This window comes from Novosphingobium sp. FW305-C-111, from assembly GCF_058783565.1.
In genome coordinates, this window is the sequence record NZ_JBYSYP010000013.1 from 68,408 (window position 1) to 84,435 (window position 16,028).

At 69.0% G+C, this 16,028-nt stretch carries 16 protein-coding genes; 9 read left to right on the plus strand and 7 right to left on the minus strand.

Annotation, left to right across the window (positions count from 1 at the left end; all coding sequences use genetic code 11):
- Positions 1 to 3: 3 nt before the first annotated feature.
- A complete protein-coding gene (locus tag AC3WLD_RS14790) occupies positions 4 to 705 on the minus strand; it encodes a uroporphyrinogen-III synthase (protein ID WP_492557741.1) in 702 nt (233 codons plus the stop codon).
- Positions 702 to 1,631: a hydroxymethylbilane synthase gene (gene hemC, locus AC3WLD_RS14795; protein WP_492557742.1), complete on the minus strand. Its 930-nt coding sequence runs from the start codon at positions 1,629 to 1,631 to the stop codon at positions 702 to 704. The genes AC3WLD_RS14790 and hemC overlap by 4 nt, the downstream gene beginning before the upstream one ends.
- Before the next feature lie 42 nt (positions 1,632 to 1,673).
- On the opposite strand from hemC, the gene tsaD reads away from it, so the two are divergent.
- The 5 genes from tsaD to AC3WLD_RS14820 all read left to right on the plus strand — a co-directional run bounded on the left by tsaD (position 1,674) and on the right by AC3WLD_RS14820 (position 7,783).
- Positions 1,674 to 2,864, plus strand: a complete 1,191-nt coding sequence (gene tsaD / locus AC3WLD_RS14800) for a tRNA (adenosine(37)-N6)-threonylcarbamoyltransferase complex transferase subunit TsaD (RefSeq protein WP_492557743.1) — start codon at positions 1,674 to 1,676, stop codon at positions 2,862 to 2,864.
- A complete protein-coding gene (locus AC3WLD_RS14805) occupies positions 2,861 to 3,853 on the plus strand; it encodes an NAD(P)H-dependent glycerol-3-phosphate dehydrogenase (RefSeq protein WP_492557744.1) in 993 nt (330 codons plus the stop codon). Before tsaD ends, AC3WLD_RS14805 begins: the two co-directional genes overlap by 4 nt.
- Entirely contained in the window at positions 3,850 to 5,328 is a 1,479-nt protein-coding gene (locus AC3WLD_RS14810) for a lipopolysaccharide biosynthesis protein (RefSeq protein ID WP_492557745.1), read from the plus strand. Before AC3WLD_RS14805 ends, AC3WLD_RS14810 begins: the two co-directional genes overlap by 4 nt.
- A 414-nt stretch (positions 5,329 to 5,742) precedes the next feature.
- Positions 5,743 to 7,194: a vWA domain-containing protein gene (locus AC3WLD_RS14815; RefSeq protein ID WP_492557746.1), complete on the plus strand. Its 1,452-nt coding sequence runs from the start codon at positions 5,743 to 5,745 to the stop codon at positions 7,192 to 7,194.
- Between the two features lie 34 nt (positions 7,195 to 7,228).
- Entirely contained in the window at positions 7,229 to 7,783 is a 555-nt protein-coding gene (locus AC3WLD_RS14820) for a helix-hairpin-helix domain-containing protein (protein WP_492557747.1), read from the plus strand.
- Positions 7,784 to 7,829: 46 nt separating this feature from the next.
- On the opposite strand, the gene AC3WLD_RS14825 is transcribed toward AC3WLD_RS14820, so the two are convergent.
- The 4 genes from AC3WLD_RS14825 to uvrB all read right to left on the minus strand — a co-directional run bounded on the left by AC3WLD_RS14825 (position 7,830) and on the right by uvrB (position 11,334).
- Positions 7,830 to 8,372, minus strand: a complete 543-nt coding sequence (locus tag AC3WLD_RS14825) for a hypothetical protein (protein ID WP_492557748.1) — start codon at positions 8,370 to 8,372, stop codon at positions 7,830 to 7,832.
- A gap of 38 nt (positions 8,373 to 8,410) precedes the next feature.
- Entirely contained in the window at positions 8,411 to 8,728 is a 318-nt protein-coding gene (locus tag AC3WLD_RS14830; protein WP_492557749.1) for a HigA family addiction module antitoxin, read from the minus strand.
- The gene (locus tag AC3WLD_RS14835; protein WP_492557750.1) at positions 8,703 to 8,984 is read right to left on the minus strand and encodes a type II toxin-antitoxin system RelE/ParE family toxin; all 282 of its coding nucleotides are present in this window, start codon (positions 8,982 to 8,984) and stop codon (positions 8,703 to 8,705) included. The genes AC3WLD_RS14830 and AC3WLD_RS14835 overlap by 26 nt, the downstream gene beginning before the upstream one ends.
- A gap of 145 nt (positions 8,985 to 9,129) precedes the next feature.
- Positions 9,130 to 11,334: an excinuclease ABC subunit UvrB gene (gene uvrB / locus AC3WLD_RS14840; protein WP_492557751.1), complete on the minus strand. Its 2,205-nt coding sequence runs from the start codon at positions 11,332 to 11,334 to the stop codon at positions 9,130 to 9,132.
- 99 nt (positions 11,335 to 11,433) lie between these two features.
- Here uvrB and AC3WLD_RS14845 point away from each other — a divergent pair, with 99 nt between their 5' ends.
- The 4 genes from AC3WLD_RS14845 to AC3WLD_RS14860 all read left to right on the plus strand — a co-directional run bounded on the left by AC3WLD_RS14845 (position 11,434) and on the right by AC3WLD_RS14860 (position 13,792).
- Positions 11,434 to 11,817: a PilZ domain-containing protein gene (locus AC3WLD_RS14845; protein ID WP_492557752.1), complete on the plus strand. Its 384-nt coding sequence runs from the start codon at positions 11,434 to 11,436 to the stop codon at positions 11,815 to 11,817.
- Positions 11,818 to 11,935: 118 nt separating this feature from the next.
- Complete coding sequence (locus tag AC3WLD_RS14850; protein ID WP_492557753.1) at positions 11,936 to 12,502, plus strand: DUF3617 domain-containing protein; 567 nt, start codon at positions 11,936 to 11,938, stop codon at positions 12,500 to 12,502.
- A gap of 10 nt (positions 12,503 to 12,512) precedes the next feature.
- Positions 12,513 to 13,055, plus strand: a complete 543-nt coding sequence (locus tag AC3WLD_RS14855; protein WP_492557754.1) for a DUF3617 domain-containing protein — start codon at positions 12,513 to 12,515, stop codon at positions 13,053 to 13,055.
- Complete coding sequence (locus tag AC3WLD_RS14860) at positions 13,052 to 13,792, plus strand: esterase/lipase family protein (protein ID WP_492557755.1); 741 nt, start codon at positions 13,052 to 13,054, stop codon at positions 13,790 to 13,792. The genes AC3WLD_RS14855 and AC3WLD_RS14860 overlap by 4 nt, the downstream gene beginning before the upstream one ends.
- 155 nt (positions 13,793 to 13,947) lie before the next feature.
- On the opposite strand, the gene AC3WLD_RS14865 is transcribed toward AC3WLD_RS14860, so the two are convergent.
- Positions 13,948 to 16,005, minus strand: a complete 2,058-nt coding sequence (locus AC3WLD_RS14865; protein ID WP_492557756.1) for a molybdopterin oxidoreductase family protein — start codon at positions 16,003 to 16,005, stop codon at positions 13,948 to 13,950.
- Positions 16,006 to 16,028 lie beyond the last annotated feature (23 nt).

The following is a 16,028-nucleotide window of genomic DNA, read 5'->3' on the forward strand; positions in this document are numbered from 1 at the left end:
TGTTTATCCTAGGCCCCCGATGGAGGCGTTCTGGCACATTGCGCGGGCCAAGGCCAGCAGCGCGGAATCGCTGCGCTCGGTGGAAACCCGGCACGCGGCCCAGCCCTCGCCGGCCAGCTCGGCGATGCGCGGGGCGAGGCAGGCCAGGGCCATGCGGCCATGGGCCAGGGCGAGCCGGTCGCACTCGGCGGCGAAATGCCGCGCCGCTTCGCCCGAGTGCAGCGCGACGACGGCTCCGCTGCGGAGCAGGTTGGCGGCCTGCGCGGGGAGTGCGAGCGGCCGCGCGGTATAGACCTCGCGCGTCTCGAGGCTCGTCCCCGCAGGCGGGTGCAGCACGATCCGTTCGGTTCCGGCGAGGCGGAGCAGGCGCCGCCCCGGCAGGCGGTCGAGCACCGACTGCAAGCCGCCCTCGCCAGTGGTGGCAACGGTGAACCCTGCGCTCCGCGCGGCCTCGGCGGTGGTCGCCCCGACGACATGGACGGGCAGGGCGCGCAGCCGTTCCAGTGCGGTGCCGCCATGGCGGAACACGTTGGCGCTGCCGGCGAGGATGCCGTCGAACCCGGCCGCATCGGGCGCGTCCCAGTCCAGCGGGGCAATTGCGAACACCGGCGCGGCGTGCGCGTCCAGCCCCAGTTTCCGCGCCGCGGCCACGGTCGCCGCGTTGCCCGGTTCGGGCCGCACCACGAGGAGCGGCAGCGCGCTCATGCGGCGGCGGGCGGCCCGTCGAAGTGGACGCGGATGCCCTCGGGCGCATCGGCCAGCAGCTGCGCGGCGAGGCGGGCGGGCCCGTCGGCGTCGGTGAACGCGGCGCTGCCCTCGACCCGCATCGACCCGTCCGGACTGAACAGCGCGGCGCGCATAGTCAGGCCCGCTCCGTCCGGCTCGGTCAGCACCGCGATCGGGCTGTGGCAATTGCCGCCGAGCGCCAACAGCAGCGCCCGCTCGGCCTCGATGGCGGCGCGGCTGGGGGCATGGTCGATGGCGGCGAGCACGGCGCGCACGTCGTCGCGCGCGGCGAGGCACTCGATCCCGATCGCCCCTTGCGCCGGGGCCGGGAGCCATTCGTCCACCGCCAGCGGGTGGCCGACGCCGGTCTCGCCCAGCCGGTGCAGCCCGGCGGCGGCGAGGAGCGTCACCTCGGCCTCGCCCGCCGCCAGCTTGGCGAGGCGGGTGGCGACATTGCCGCGGAACGAAACGACCGAGAGGTCCGGCCGGGCGTGGAGCATCTGCGCGGCGCGGCGCGGGGCGCTGGTGCCGACGCGCGCGCCCGGCGGAATCGCGGCGACGCTCTCGGCCCCCACCAGCACGTCACGCACGTCCTCGCGCGGGAGCACGGCGGCAATGGCGAAGTGGTCGGGGCGGATCGTCTCAACGTCCTTCAGCGAATGGACCGCGAAGTCGATCCGGCCGTCCTCCAGTGCTGCGTCGAGTTCCTTGGTCCAGAGCGCCTTGCCGCCGATCTCGGCGAGCGGGCGATCCTGGATCTTGTCGCCGCTGGCGAGCACGGTGACCAGCTCGACGGCGCTTTCCTCCCAGCCATGTGCGGCGCACAGGCGGGAGCGGGCCTCTTCGGCCTGAGCGAGGGCGAGGGGAGAGCGGCGGGTGCCGAGGCGCAGAACGGCTTGGGTCATCGGCCGCTTGCCCTAACCGCCATTCCTTCTAAGGGGAACCCCATGGCGCTGATCCTCGGCATCGAATCCAGTTGCGACGAAACCGCCGCCGCGGTGATCGACAGCGAGGGCAAGGACCTTGCCGGCCGCATCGTTGCGCAGCGCATCGCCTCGCAGGAGGACGCGCACCGTCCCTACGGCGGCGTCGTCCCCGAAATCGCCGCCCGCGCCCATGCCGAGATCGTCACGCCGCTGGTCGAGGGAGTGCTCGCCGACGCCGGGCTGGGGCTCGACGATATCGACGCGATCGCCGCGACCGCCGGTCCGGGCCTCATCGGCGGGGTCATGGTCGGGCTGGTCACCGGCAAGGCACTAGCGATGGCGAGCGGCAAGCCGCTGATCGCGGTCAACCACCTCGAAGGCCATGCGCTGTCGCCGCGCCTCGCCGATCCGGGGCTGGCTTATCCTTACCTGCTGCTGCTCGTCTCTGGCGGGCATTGCCAGATCCTCGAGGTGCAGGGGCTGGGCGAGTACCGCCGCCTCGCCACCACCATCGACGACGCGCTGGGCGAGGCGTTCGACAAGACCGCCAAGATCCTCGGCCTCGGCTATCCCGGCGGTCCGGCGGTGGAGCGGCTGGCGAAGCTGGGCAATTCGAAAGCCGTCCCCCTGCCGCGCCCGCTGGTCGGCAGCGGCGAACCGCACTTCTCGTTCGCCGGCCTCAAGAGCGCCGTGATGCGGGCCAAGCAGGGGCAGGCCAATGCGCTTCAGCCCAGCCCCGCCCATCCTGAGCCTGTCGAAGGATCGTCCTTCTCTTCGGACAAGGCGCAAACCGCTGAAAGGAAGAGCGGTCCTTCGACAGGCTCGGCACGGGCGGGTTCGGGGGCACGGGCAGCGGCATACACCGACGCCGACATCGCCGCCTCGTTCCAGCAGGCTGCGCTCGATTGCGTGATCGACCGCACCCGCATCGCGCTTGCCGGGACCACGGGCATGACCGCGCTGGTCGTCGCCGGCGGGGTCGCGGCCAATGCGGCGCTGCGCGGCGCGCTTCAGCAGCTTGCCGGGGAATACCGCCTGCCGCTGGTTGCGCCGCCGCCCGCGCTGTGTACGGATAACGCCGCGATGATCGCGTGGGCCGGGGCGGAGCGCCATGCGCTCGACCAGTCCGACCCGCTCGACATCGCCGCGCGCCCGCGCTGGCCGCTCGACGAAGGGGCCGCACCGGTGCGGGGAGCAGGGGTCAAGGCATGACGGCAGCAATCGGTGTGGTGGGTGCGGGAGCCTGGGGCACCGCGCTCGCCCAGATGCTGAGCTCCGACGATCGCGAGGTCGTGCTGTGGGCGCGTGAGCCTGAGCTGGTTTCGCAGATCAACGACGACCGCCGCAACGGGCTGTTCCTGCCCTCGGCGACGCTGAACCCCACCATCCGCGCCACGAATGCGCTGGCCGACCTCGGCGGGCTGCCGGTGCTGCTGGTGGTCACCCCGGCGCAGCACCTCGGCGCGATCCTCTCGCAGATCCCGGGCTCGGGCGCGGACCTCGTGCTCTGTTCCAAGGGGATCGAGGCGGGCAGCGGACGACTGATGGCCGACGTCGCCCGCGATGTCGCGCCCGCCGCCAGCCTCGCCGTGCTGTCCGGCCCGACCTTCGCGCACGAAGTCGCTGCGGGCCTGCCCACTGCGGTGACGCTGGCCTGCGCCGGCGGCGAAGCGCAGTGGGAACGGCTCGCCCCGGCCGTCGCCCGTCCGGCGTTCCGGCCCTATTATTCCGACGACGTGACCGGCGCCGAGATCGGCGGGGCGGTAAAGAACGTCCTCGCCATCGCCTGCGGGGTGGTCGACGGGCTGCGGCTCGGGCAGAACGCCCGCGCCGCGCTGATCAGCCGGGGCTTTGCCGAAATGGTCCGGTTCGGGTCAGCCATGGGGGCCAGGCAGGAAACCTTGTCCGGGCTTTCGGGGTTGGGAGACCTCGTGCTGACCTGCTCCTCCACCTCCAGCCGCAACTATTCGCTCGGCAAGGACCTTGGCGAAGGGGCGAGCGCGGCCGCGATTCTCGCCGACCGCACCACCGTGGCCGAGGGCGCCTTCACCGCGCCGGTGCTGGCCAGGCTGGCGGCGGAGAAGGGCGTGTCGATGCCGATCGTCGACGCGGTCGCCGCGCTGCTCGAAGGAGCGGCCCCGGCCGGTGAGGTCGTAACCCGCCTGCTCTCGCGCCCGCTGCGTGCGGAAACCGCCGCTTGAGCGACGATACCCCTCCCGGCAAGGCGGACATCGCCGCGCTCGCCAAGGGCGGGCGAACGAACTTCCTCGGCTTCCTGCTGCGCCTCGTCGCGCGCATCCCGTTCCTGTTCATCGCCAGCCGGCTTTACGGCGCGCCGGCGATGGGCCGGTTCGTCTCGGCGCTGGTCATGGTCGAGTTCGCGGGGATGCTGGCGACCTTGGGCCAGAAGCGCGGGCTTGCGCAGCGCCTGGCCGAGGACAAGGAACACCCGGCCAACACCGTCGGCGATGCATTCCTGCTCGCGCTGGCGGTGTCGCTGGCGATGGGCGGGCTGATCTATGCCTTCCCGGAGTCGATGTATCCCACGGGCAATTATACGCTGGCCGACCGGCTGCTGGTGCTGGCGATCCCGGGCCTTGCGCTGGGCGACATTGCGCTGGCGGCGCTGGCCTATCGCTTCGATGTGGCGACCACGGTGCGGGCGCGCTCAGTGGTGGAGCCGTGGACCATCTCGATCGCCGCGGGCGCGTTCTTCTTCATCTGGCCCAAGGCGGGGCTGAGCATGGCCTATCTCGCCTCGGTCTGGGCGGCGACCGGGGTCGCGCTGTTCGCGCTGGTCCGCGCTTATGGCCTGCCCAGCGCATGGAAGCCGCGACCGATGCTGCTGTGGCAGATCGCCCGCCGCAACCTTCCGCTCGCCGGGGCCGACGCGGTCGAATGGGGCACGCGCAAGCTCGACGTGTTCATCCTGCGCTTCTTCGTCGGCGAAGCGCCGCTTGGCATCTATTATTTCGCGCAGCAGTTCGCATCGCTGCCGCAGAAATTGAAGACCAGTTTCGAGCCGGTGCTGGGCCCGGTCATCATCCAGAGCGTCAGGGCCAAGGACTATCTCGCGATCGCCAAGCAGGTCTGCCAGGTCGGCTTCTGGATCACCGCCGCACAGGTCGGCATCGCGCTGGCGCTGGGCATTCCCGGCGAGGGGCTGATGGGTCTCGGCGGCCCGGAGTTCGTCTCCGGCACCGCCGCGCTGGTGTTCCTGCTGATCGCCGAGGTCGTCGCCTCCAAGGCGGTGGTGAGCGAGGCGGCGCTCGTCTACCTCGCGCGGCTGCGCAACCTGTGGGTCAGCCTCGCCACGATCGGGCTGCAGGCGGTGCTTACGATCGGCCTGATCCTCGTCGCCAAGCGGATGGGGATGGGGCCGATGTACGTCGCCGCCGCCGCCGCGCTGGCGCTCGCGATTTCGCTGGCGCTGTCGTCGGCAGTCAAGTCGCGGGTGCTCGCCAAGGTGCTCGGCCACGGCATCAGCAACTGGCGCTGGGGCTTGGCGTGGGCGGTGATTCCGGCGGTCGCGCTGGGCACGGCGATGACCTGGCTGCCCGAATGGATGGAGATGGCGGTCGGCATCCCCGCGATCCTCGGCATCTATTGCTGGATGCTGTGGTTCAAGGCCTTCGGGCCCGAAGACCGGGTGCTGTTCCGCAAGCAGCAGGCCTGAGTCGGCATTTTCGAGGCCCGTGACTTCGGCGTGATTTCAATCACTTCATCGCTTGCCAAAAACGTTCAGTCGTCGTTCAAGCCCTCGAGCGTGTTTTCGCGACAGGGAAACGAAGGGGACTGGATCATGGCATTTCGGAAGGCGCTCATCCTTCTAGTGGGAACCTCGCTGATCGCCGGCTGCGCCGCGCGCGACCGGGTGGCGGACGCGGGGCCGGTGCCGGGTTCAGCCGACGAGAACTATCCTTATCCGCCTGCTCCGCCCCCGCCGCCGCCTCCTCCCCCGCCGCCGCCGCCACCGGCATATGCTCCGCCTTCTGCGCCCAGAACCGGCGCAGTCAGGGGTTCCGGGGATATTCTCGTGACCGGAGCCAAGAGGACTGAAAGTCTTCAGAGCGTGCCTGTCGCCGTCTCCGTGGTTGGACCACAAAGCTACGTCCCGCCGGTCGTGGTCCCCGCAGACCCCGGCAACGAACGCTACGACGGCGAGGAGGTCAGCCCGGTCCATATCGCGAAGGCCGAGCCCGTCTCAACCTTCTCGGTCGACGTCGACACCGGGGCCTACGCCAACACTCGCCGCTACCTCACCGCCGGTCGCGTGCCGCCGAAGGACGCGGTGCGGACCGAGGAGCTCATCAATTACTTCCGCTACGACCTGCCGAAGCCGGCGACGCGCGAGGTGCCGTTCAGCGTGACGACCGACGTCGCCGCCAGCCCGTGGAACCCGGAGACGAAGCTCATGCGCGTCGCGCTGCGCGGCTACGACCTGCCGCGCGAGAGCCGGCCGCCGGCGAACCTCGTGTTCCTGCTCGACGTTTCCGGGTCGATGGGCGATCCCGACAAGCTGCCGCTGGTCAAGACCGCGCTGGCGGGCCTCGCCGACCAGCTCCAGAAGCAGGACCGCGTCTCGATTGTCGTCTATGCCGGCGCGGCCGGGCTGGTGCTCGAGCCGACCAATGACGCAAACAGGATCAAGTCGGCGCTCGACCGGCTGAACGCGGGCGGCTCGACCGCGGGCGGGGCGGGATTGCAGCTCGCCTACCAGGTCGCGCGCGACAACTTCATCGAGGGCGGCGTCAACCGCATCCTGCTGGCGACCGACGGCGACTTCAACGTCGGCGTGTCCGACACCAAGGCGCTGATCGACATGGTCGAAAAGCAGCGCGACAGCGGCATAACGCTCACCACGCTGGGCTTCGGCGAGGGCAACTACAACGAAGCGCTGATGGAGCAGGTCGCCGACCACGGCAACGGCAACTACGCCTACATCGACTCGGCGCTGGAGGCGCGCAAGGTGCTGGGCGAACAGATGGAATCGACGCTGTTCACCATCGCCAAGGACGTCAAGATCCAGGTCGAGTTCAACCCGGCGGTTGTCGCCCAGTACCGCCTGCTCGGCTATGAGAACCGGGCGCTGCGCGAAGAGGACTTCGACAACGACCTCGTCGACGCGGGCGACATCGGCGCGGGCCACCAGGTCACCGCGATCTACGAGATCGTGCCGGTGGGCGCGAAGGGCTGGATCGCCCCGCGCCGCTACGACGATGCGGCTGCCGCCCCGGCAACCTCGGCAGGCAAGGGCGAGATGGCCTTCGTCAAGCTGCGCTACAAGGCGCCGACCGGCACCGCCTCGAAGCTGATCGAAAAGCCCGTGGCCGCCTCGCTCCTGCGCACCGCGGCGCTGCCGCGCGGGGACATGGCGTTTGCCGTGGCAGTCGCCGCGTTCGGGCAGAAGCTGCGCGGCGATCCGCTGCTCGGCACCCTGACCTATGACCGGATCGCCGCCATCGCGCCGGACTCGACCGACTACTACCGGCAGGAGTTTGCCAAGCTGGTCGGGCTGGCGGGATCGCTGAACGCGAAGTAAGGCAGCTCCACCAATTGAGCGGTGGAGACTGACGATGAGCGATTGGATCGCGGCAAACTGGGTCTGGGCGCTGGGCGTGCTGCTCATCGCGATCGGCGTGGCCTGGGCGATCTGGGGCCGGAAGCCCGCGATCCGCGAACGCAAGGCCGCGCCCGACGTGCTCTCCGAAGGCGCGGCCCGGGCCCAGCGCAACACCGCGCTGGTCGATGCGCCGCCTGCGGCGACCCCCCATGTCGCTATCGTGCCGCCGGCGGTCTCGGTCGGCATGGCCGGGATCGGCGAGATCGTCAGCGAGGCCGCCGAGCAGGAAGTCGCCGCCGCCGCGCCGGTGGCACCGGAGATTGCGGTCGAGGGCGACGACCTGTCGCGGATCAAGGGCCTGGGCCCGAAACTTCGCACTCTGCTTGCAGGTCTTGGCATAACCCGCTTCGAACAGATCGCTTCGTGGAGCGATGCCGACCTCGACGAACTCGACGGCAAGCTTGGCGCGTTCGCGGGGCGGCCGCGGCGGGACAACTGGGTGGAGCAGGCGAAGCTGCTTTCGGCCGGCGACAGAGCGGCTTACGAGGACAAGTTCGGCAAGCTCTGAAGATCGATCCAATAGCGTCCCCGCGAAGGCGGGGACCTTGCTGTTGTTACTGGTCCTCGCCTGCGCCGTTGGAGGCCCCTGGCTGCGCGGGGGAGGGATCATTCAGGGCAGCGCCACCCGGCGCACACCCCTCGACCACCGCCTTCAGCTCCGTCCCGCCCGGCACCTCGATCTTCCCCGCGCCTGGCAAGGTCGCGTCGAGCTTCTGGCCGAGGAACACCTTCACCTTTTCATCGCCGGCGGCGATGTTCCCCCGCCACTCCGGCCACTTCGCCCCCGGGACCGCCACCGCCTCGACCGGCAGTCGCAGGATCGTCCCGTTTCCGATCAGCGCAAACAGTGCGGATGCGCCCTTGTCGGTGGGGGCGTGGCGGGTGACGACGAGCCTACCCGCCTCGCAGGCGACGGTGAGCAGGCGCTCATCCGGATAGGCGAGCGTGGCGGAGGTCGCATTCCCCGACCACGCGGGCTTCTGCCCCTCCGGTCGCGGCGCGCGCTCAGGCCCGGACGAAGGCAAAGCCACCCGCACGGCATCGAGCGGCTGGTTCGGCGCGGCCTGGGGCGCTTGAGGGGCGCGCGAGCAGCTCACAAGAATGAGAGTTGCCAATACTGAGGAGGCAACCCGCGTCACGCTGCCCGCGGAACAATCCGGTCAAGGTCGCCATTGAGCGAGCGCTTCGCTTCGCGGATCTCGTAATCGTCTTGGAGGCCGAGGAAGAACCCCTCAGACATCCGAAAATAGCGCCCAAGACGCAGATCCAATTCTGCGTCAATGGCAGTCCGTCCTTCTATGACGGACTGCAGACGCGCCGGGTCGGCAGCGATAGCCTGCGCTAGCGCCGCACAATCGAGCCCTAGCGGTTCCATAAACTCTGACACCAGCAGGTCGCCAGCGTGAGGATTATAAAGCCAGTCGGTTTCAGTGGTAGTCGACGATTTCGACACCGTGCGCTTCTCCGTCTTTCCAAACGAAGCATATACGCCATTGCATGTTAATGGAAAGGGAGTGCTGCCCCGCTCGGTCGCCGCTTAGCGCGTGCAGTCGGTTGCTCGGCGGGTTTTTAAGTTCGTCCAGTGTCCGCGCTCGATTGAGAAGCGCGAGCTTGTTCAGCGCCCGCTGCTGAATATCCATCGGTAGCTTGCGACTGCGGCGACTTTGCCAGACGAGCTCGGTTTCCCTGTCGGCGAAGGAGAGGATCATTTGGCACTCCAAGGGCGCAACTCGCCCAAAAATTTAGAGTGCCCTCCCCCTAACCCCAAACTTCGCGAGTCGGTGGCCATTGGTCAAGAGCAGCAGGGACAGTGCCGGTGGATACGGAAGCCATTCGTCGCATTGAGGATTCCACTCAACGCCCCCACTTGCGCTTGCTCTCGCGCCCGAAACGTCCCTTCCTTGTCCCCGGCTTGCCCTCGTTGCTCCGCCCGACCAGCGGCGCCTTCCGGTCGCCATCGGGCAGGCCGAGTTCGGTGGCCTCGAGCTGGCGGATTTCGTCGCGCAGCCGTCCGGCCTTCTCGAACTCGAGGTCTGCGGCGGCGGCGCGCATCTTGCGTTCGAGTTCCTCGATGTACGCGCGCAGGTTGTGCCCGACGAGATTGTTCGCGCCCTCGGCGTCGATGTCCACCAGCACACCGTCGCGGCTGGCGGTATCGGCGACAATGTCGTGGATGTTGCGCTTGATCGTCTGCGGGGTGATCCCGTGGAGCTCGTTGTATTCCTGCTGCTTGGCGCGGCGGCGGTCGGTTTCGGCGATCGCGCGCTCCATGCTCCCGGTCATCCGGTCGGCATAGAGGATCACCCGGCCATCGACGTTGCGCGCGGCGCGGCCGATGGTCTGGATCAGCGAGGTCTCGCTGCGCAGGAACCCTTCCTTGTCGGCATCGAGGATGCAGACGAGCCCGCACTCGGGAATGTCGAGCCCCTCGCGCAGCAGGTTGATGCCGACCAGCACGTCGTAGACCCCCAATCGCAGGTCGCGGATCAGCTCGATGCGCTCCAATGTCTCGACGTCGGAGTGCATGTAGCGGACCTTGAGGCCCGCCTCGTGCATGAATTCGGTCAAGTCCTCGGCCATGCGCTTGGTCAGCGTGGTGACGAGCGTGCGATAGCCGGCAGCGGCGGTCTGGCGGCACTCCTCGATGCAGTCCTGGACCTGGTCCTCGACCGGGCGGATCAGCACCGGCGGGTCGATCAGCCCGGTCGGGCGGATCACCTGCTCGGCGAACACGCCGCCCGATTCCTCCATCTCCCAGCCGCCGGGGGTGGCGGAGACGGCAACGGTCTGCGGGCGCATCGCGTCCCATTCGTTGAAACGCAACGGGCGGTTGTCGATGCAGCTCGGCAGGCGGAAGCCGTATTCGGCGAGCGTGATCTTGCGGCGGTGGTCGCCCTTCGACATTGCGCCGATCTGCGGCACCGTCTGGTGACTTTCGTCGACGAACAGCAGGGCGTTGTCCGGCAGGTATTCGAACAGCGTGGGCGGCGGCTCGCCGGGGAGGCGGCCGGTGAGGAAGCGGCTGTAGTTCTCGATCCCCGCACACGATCCGGTCGCGGCGATCATTTCGAGGTCGAAGTTGGTGCGCTGCTCGAGCCGCTGGTGTTCGAGCAGCTTGCCTTCCGCTTCCAGTTCCTTGAGCCGTTCGGCCAGCTCGAAGCGGATCGCCTCGGTTGCCTGCTTCATCGTCGGGCCGGGAGTGACGTAGTGCGAGTTGGCATAGACGCGCACGGAATTCAGCTTCGTGCCGGCCTTCCCGGTCAGCGGATCGAACTCGGATATTTCCTCTATCTCGTCGCCGAAGAACGAGACGCGCCAGGCCATGTCCTCATAGTGCGACGGGAAGATCTCGAGGTTGTCGCCGCGCACGCGGAAATTGCCGCGCGAGAACGCGGCGTCGTTGCGCTTGTACTGCAGCGCGACGAGCTTGCGGATGATCTCGCGCTGGTCGACCGACTGGCCTTTCTTGAGGTCGAAGATCATCGCCGAATAGGTTTCGACCGAGCCGATGCCGTAAAGGCACGAAACCGAGGCGACGATGATCACGTCGTCGCGTTCGAGCAGGGCGCGGGTGGCCGAATGGCGCATCCGGTCGATCGCCTCGTTCACCGAGCTTTCCTTCTCGATGTAGGTGTCGGACCGGGGGACGTAGGCCTCGGGCTGGTAGTAGTCGTAGTACGAGACGAAATACTCGACCGCGTTGTTCGGGAAGAAGCTCTTCATCTCGCCATACAGCTGCGCGGCAAGGATCTTGTTGGGCGCGAGGATCAGCGCCGGGCGCTGGGTTTCCTCGATCACCTTGGCCATGGTGAAGGTCTTGCCCGAGCCGGTGACACCGAGCAGCACCTGGGTCTTCTCGCCCTCCTGGCCTTCGGCGCCGCGGATGCCGGCGACAAGATCGGCGATCGCGGTCGGCTGGTCGCCCGCCGGCTGGTATTCGGAAACGATCTCGAAGCGCTTCCCGCCCTCGACCTTGTCGGGGCGTTGGGGCTTGTGCGGGACGAAACCGCCCGAGGTGTCCGGTTCCTCGAGGCCGCGGCGGATGACGAGCTGGCTCATGGTGTACATATGGCGAACGACGGTGCCCCGTTCAACCGCCCCCTGAATGATCGGAGCGCGCCGCCGTCCTCATGCATGAGGCAGCACGGGAGCCGGTCGATGGGCCAGTCCGAAGCACGATTTCGCGAGAGCAGAGCGGAACAGCGCCGCGCCGGGCGGCCACCGGTGGTGCTTCCGGCGCGGTGCCGGTCGCGCAGCGGCTTCGTCGATCACGTCGTCATCGCCGACATCAACGAATGGGGCTGCCGGATCGAGAGCGGCGCGCTGATCCTCTCGCCCGGCCAGCTCGTGGTGATCAGCCCCAAGGGCCTTGAAGGGCTGTGCGGGGAGATCCGCTGGACCAACGGGCACACCGCCGGGATCGCCTTCGCCCAGCCGCTCTACCGCCCGGTGGTCGAGCATCTCCAGCGCCGCCATGCCCGTTTCCTCGGCACGCCGCGGCTGGAGCCGTGGCAGGTGCGGCAGGCGCTGCGCGCCGCCTGACCCTGCACGGGAGGGGCCTTCCGCCCGCCCTGGCCCAGTCCCTGCTTGTTTCATGGCCCGTCCGCTGGCAATCGTGCGATCGCCGTGACTGCGCGGCGGCAGAGCAAGGATGCGGGACATGATGCGAACGCTGGTGACGCCCCTCGCGGGGCTGGCCCTTCTGGGCCTTACGGCGTGTGGCGGCAGCAAGTCCGAGGCGCCGCCGCCGGCCAAGAAGGAAGAATCGAAGAAGGCGGAAAAGGGCGCAAAGCCGGGCCCGGTCGAGGTGCGCTTTGCGCCGGGCCGCTGGGAGTCGACGATCAAGGTCGAAAAGCTCGACCTCGGCCAGATGCCGCCGCAGGTCCGCCAGGTGATCGAGCAGGAGCTGGGCAAGGAGCGCAAGCTGATTTCCTGCCTGACGGCGGAGGAGGCTGGCAAGCCCGACGCCGATTTCTTCGGCGGCGACAAGTCCGGCGACTGCACTTATGACACCTACGACGTCACCGGAGGGCGCCTCAACGTCGAGATGTCGTGCAAGACCGGCAAAGGCGTCCAGAAGGTCCGCCTCAACGGAACCTATTCGGCCGATACTTATTCGATGACGATGTCGACATCGGGCGATGCCGGGCTTGGCCAGCCGATGCTGATGACGATGAACATCGCGTCGCGCCGCACCGGCGCCTGCACGGGCGACGAGAAGAACTGACGGTTCCAGCTTGCGCCGCACGATCGCCCTGCTCCTGTCCTGCCTGACGCTGGCCGCGTGCGGCTCGGCCGCGCCGACGGGCACGCCTTCGGCCGGGCGGTACGAGATCGCCGTGACGGTGACGAAGTTCGATGTCCCCGGGCTGGATGCTCCGCGGCTCAACGCGATGCAGCGGGCGATCGTAGGCAAGCAATCGAAGTACAACTACTGCCTGTCGGACAAGAGCGCGGCCAAGCAGGCCAAGGCGCTGTTCCGGCAGGTCGGCGAAGGCTCGTGCTTCCTTCACTCGTTCAAGCCCAAGGGCGGCAAGCTCGACGTGCTGATGACCTGCCGAGCGATCACCGGGCGGCAGAGCTACAACCTCAAAGGCACCGTCTGGGGATCCGGCACGAAGTTCACCGCGACCGGCGTCGTCACCAATCCGCGGTTTCCGCAGGGGCAGGCCTCGATCGTCAAGGACGTGGCGATGAAGCGGATCGCCAACTGCACCCCGCCCAAGCCGAAGCCCAAACCCAAAGGCAAGAAGAAGGGCAAGGACGAGGACGACGAATGAGCGATCGGCGCGGCTTCCTCGCCGAGCTGGCGCGCCGCCGGGCGCTGGCGCGCGAGCCCCAACCGGCCGGTGTCACCCCGCCCTCCCGAGCCTTGCTGCGGGGCGAGCTCGCGGCGCTCAGGCCCCGGCGCTACCGCCTGTCCGACATGCCGCCCGCGCAAAGGCCGCGCCCGGTCATGCTGCTGCCCGGGTTCATGGCCAGCCCGTTCTCGATGCGCCCGCTGCGGCGGCTGCTCGAAGCCGCAGGGCACCGGGTCAGCGACTGGGGCCTCGGCTTCAACTTCGGCGCGAGCGAGGAGCGGCTCGAGGCGTTGAAAGAGCGCGTCTCCGCGATGGCCCGGCGCGAGGGCCAGCCGGTGGTGCTGGTTGGCTGGAGCCTGGGCGGGGTCTTCGCGCGAGAGGTCGCCAAGCTCTGCCCGGAGGCGGTCGCGGCGGTCATCACGATGGGCTCGCCGTTTTCCGGCTCGATGCGCGCCAACAACGCCTGGCGGATGTACCATCTCGTCGTCGGTCACCATGTCGACGAACCGCCGATCGAGGGCGACTTTTCGGTCAAGCCCCCGGTGCCGACGATCGCGCTGTGGAGCGCGATGGACGGTGTCGTCGCGGTCCGCTCCGCCGCGGGCAAGCCCGGCGAGCGCGACCGGGCGATCCCCGTCCGCTGCCTCCACATGCGCTTCGCCCGCGATGCCGGGGTGGCCAAGGTGGTGGCGGGGCTGCTCGACGAACTGGATTGAGTTCCAGGCCCACCCCCCGACCCCCTCCCGCGAGCGGGAGGGGGAGAGTAGGCACGACCAAGTCCCCCTCCCGCAAGTGGGTGGGGGAGACCAAGTGCGACCCAGTCCCCCTCCCGCTTGCGGGAGGGGTTAGGGGTGGGCCTGCATGATAATCCTCAACCCGCCGAAGCCAGCACCACCACGGGCACGCCGGACAGCCCCGCATTGCCCGAAAACGGATCGATCCGGCGTTCGTCGGTGATGTCGTTGACGCTGACCCCGGCGTGGGCGCGCGCCACGCCCATCGCCATGCCGGGCAGCGCGTGGCCCCAGCCGTGGGGGATCGAGACGGTGCCGGGCATCATGTCGTCGGTCACCTCGACCGCCAGCGTCACCGATCCGGCGCGCGAACGGACCGTCGCCTTGCCGCCGTCGCGAAGCCCGCGCGAGGCCGCGTCGTCGGGGTGAATCATCATGGTGCAGCGGTCCGGCCCCTTGACCAGCCGGCGGCTGTTGGCGAGCCACGAGTTGTTGGTGCGCAGGTGCCGCCGCCCGATCAGGCGCAGGCCCTGCTGCGGCTCGGGGATTTCCAGCGCGGCGAGCGCTTCCAGCATCTGCGGGGTGGCGCAATCGATCGCCTTGTCCGGCGTGCGCAACCGTTCTGGCAAGCGCCCCGCTTTCGGCGGACCGAAGTCGATACCCGAAGGGTTCGCCTCCAGCTCCGCCAGCGACACGCCGTACTCGCCGCCGCGCAGCATCATGTCGAGCATCTCGCGCGGGGTCGGCGACTGGACCGGCTGGCCGGTGATCGCCCCGGCCAGTCCGCGCAGGATCTCCCAGTCCTGCAGCCCGCCCGCTTCCGGCTCCAGCGTCGGCGGGGAGTAGGCGGCGAAGTTGCGGATCGCCAGGGGCAGCAGGAACAGGCCGTAGTGGTCCTTCTCCAGCGGGCCGAGCGGGGGGAGGATGTAGTGCGCGCGGCGGCTGGTGGCGTTGCGGTACATGTCGATGCTGACCATCAGATCGAGGCCCGCGAGCGCCTTGTCCAGCCGCGCCCCGTTGGGGGTCGACAGCACCGGGTTGCCGGCGACCACGAACAGCGCGCGGATCTGGCCTTCGCCCGGCGTCTCGATCTCCTCGGCCATTGCCGCTGCGGGAAACTCGCCGAGCACATCGGGGTGGCCGGAGACGCGGCTGCGGCGCTTGCCGATCGTGCCGGGGCCGGCGGTCGCCGTGAGGTCCACGGCGGGGGAGGGGAACACCAGCCCGCCCTCGCCGTCGAGCTGCCCGGCGGCGATGTTGATCAGGCCGATCAGCCAAGCGTTGAGCGTGCCGGTCTCCTGCGTCGCGATGCCGATCCGGCCATACAGACCGGCGGGGCGAGCGGTCAGGCGCTCCGCCAGCCACGCGAGGTCGTCGCCCGCGATCCCGCACGCGGCGAGCGCGGCGTCGCTGTCGAACCCGGCGAGCGCTGCTGCCACGTCATCCAGCCCGCGCACCCATTCGCGGCGGGGGCTGCCGTCGGTCCGCGCCAGCACGGCCTTGAGCAGCGCGGCGAGGAACAGCGCGTCGCTCGCCGGGTGGATGAACAGGTGGCGGTCGGCGATCTTGGCGGTCTCGGTCCGGCGCGGGTCGATGACCACAAGCTGCCCGCCGCGCGCCTGCAGCGCCTTCACCCGTGCGCGGAAGTCGGGGACGGTCCACACGCTGCCGTTCGACGCCATCGGATTGCCGCCGACGATCACCAGCGTCTCGGTCCGGTCGATGTCGGGCACCGCCCACAGCCCCGAGTGACCATAGAGGAACAGGTTGGCGACCTGGTGCGGCATCTGGTCGACCGTGCTGGCCGAGAACACCTGCGGCCGGCCCAGCGCTTTCTTCAGTTCGCCGGAATTGAGCACGTTGCCATAGGAGTGCGCATTCGGATTGCCGATATACATCGCCGCCGATGCGGGATCGCGGGCAAGGATGGCGCGCATCTTCTCGCCGATCTCGGCGAACGCCTGCTCCCAGCCGATCTCCTCCCACGTCTCGCCGCTGCGCTTCAGCGGACGGTGCAGGCGGTCGGGATCGTCCTGGAGGTCCTGCAACGCGGTCGCCTTGGGGCAGATATGGCCGCGCGACAGGGCGTTGTCGGGATCGCCCTTGATCGACAGAACCCGTCGCCTTTCGACCTCGACGAGAATGCCGCAATTGGCCTCGCAGATATGACAGGTCCGCCTGCGGATCTCGCCCATGTGCTCTCTCCCATGTCCGGATT

What these genes read in the sequence shown, in the direction of transcription:
- AC3WLD_RS14820 (WP_492557747.1), top strand. Translation starts at nt 7,229, where the DNA reads ATGAGCGATTGGATCGCGGCAAACTGGGTCTGGGCGCTGGGCGTGCTG.
- AC3WLD_RS14860 (WP_492557755.1), top strand. Translation starts at nt 13,052, where the DNA reads ATGAGCGATCGGCGCGGCTTCCTCGCCGAGCTGGCGCGCCGCCGGGCG.
- AC3WLD_RS14845 (WP_492557752.1), top strand. Translation starts at nt 11,434, where the DNA reads ATGGGCCAGTCCGAAGCACGATTTCGCGAGAGCAGAGCGGAACAGCGC.
- hemC (WP_492557742.1), bottom strand. Translation starts at nt 1,631, where the DNA reads ATGACCCAAGCCGTTCTGCGCCTCGGCACCCGCCGCTCTCCCCTCGCC.
- AC3WLD_RS14805 (WP_492557744.1), top strand. Translation starts at nt 2,861, where the DNA reads ATGACGGCAGCAATCGGTGTGGTGGGTGCGGGAGCCTGGGGCACCGCG.
- uvrB (WP_492557751.1), bottom strand. Translation starts at nt 11,334, where the DNA reads ATGAGCCAGCTCGTCATCCGCCGCGGCCTCGAGGAACCGGACACCTCG.
- AC3WLD_RS14850 (WP_492557753.1), top strand. Translation starts at nt 11,936, where the DNA reads ATGATGCGAACGCTGGTGACGCCCCTCGCGGGGCTGGCCCTTCTGGGC.
- tsaD (WP_492557743.1), top strand. Translation starts at nt 1,674, where the DNA reads ATGGCGCTGATCCTCGGCATCGAATCCAGTTGCGACGAAACCGCCGCC.
- AC3WLD_RS14790 (WP_492557741.1), bottom strand. Translation starts at nt 705, where the DNA reads ATGAGCGCGCTGCCGCTCCTCGTGGTGCGGCCCGAACCGGGCAACGCG.
- AC3WLD_RS14835 (WP_492557750.1), bottom strand. Translation starts at nt 8,984, where the DNA reads ATGATCCTCTCCTTCGCCGACAGGGAAACCGAGCTCGTCTGGCAAAGT.
- AC3WLD_RS14865 (WP_492557756.1), bottom strand. Translation starts at nt 16,005, where the DNA reads ATGGGCGAGATCCGCAGGCGGACCTGTCATATCTGCGAGGCCAATTGC.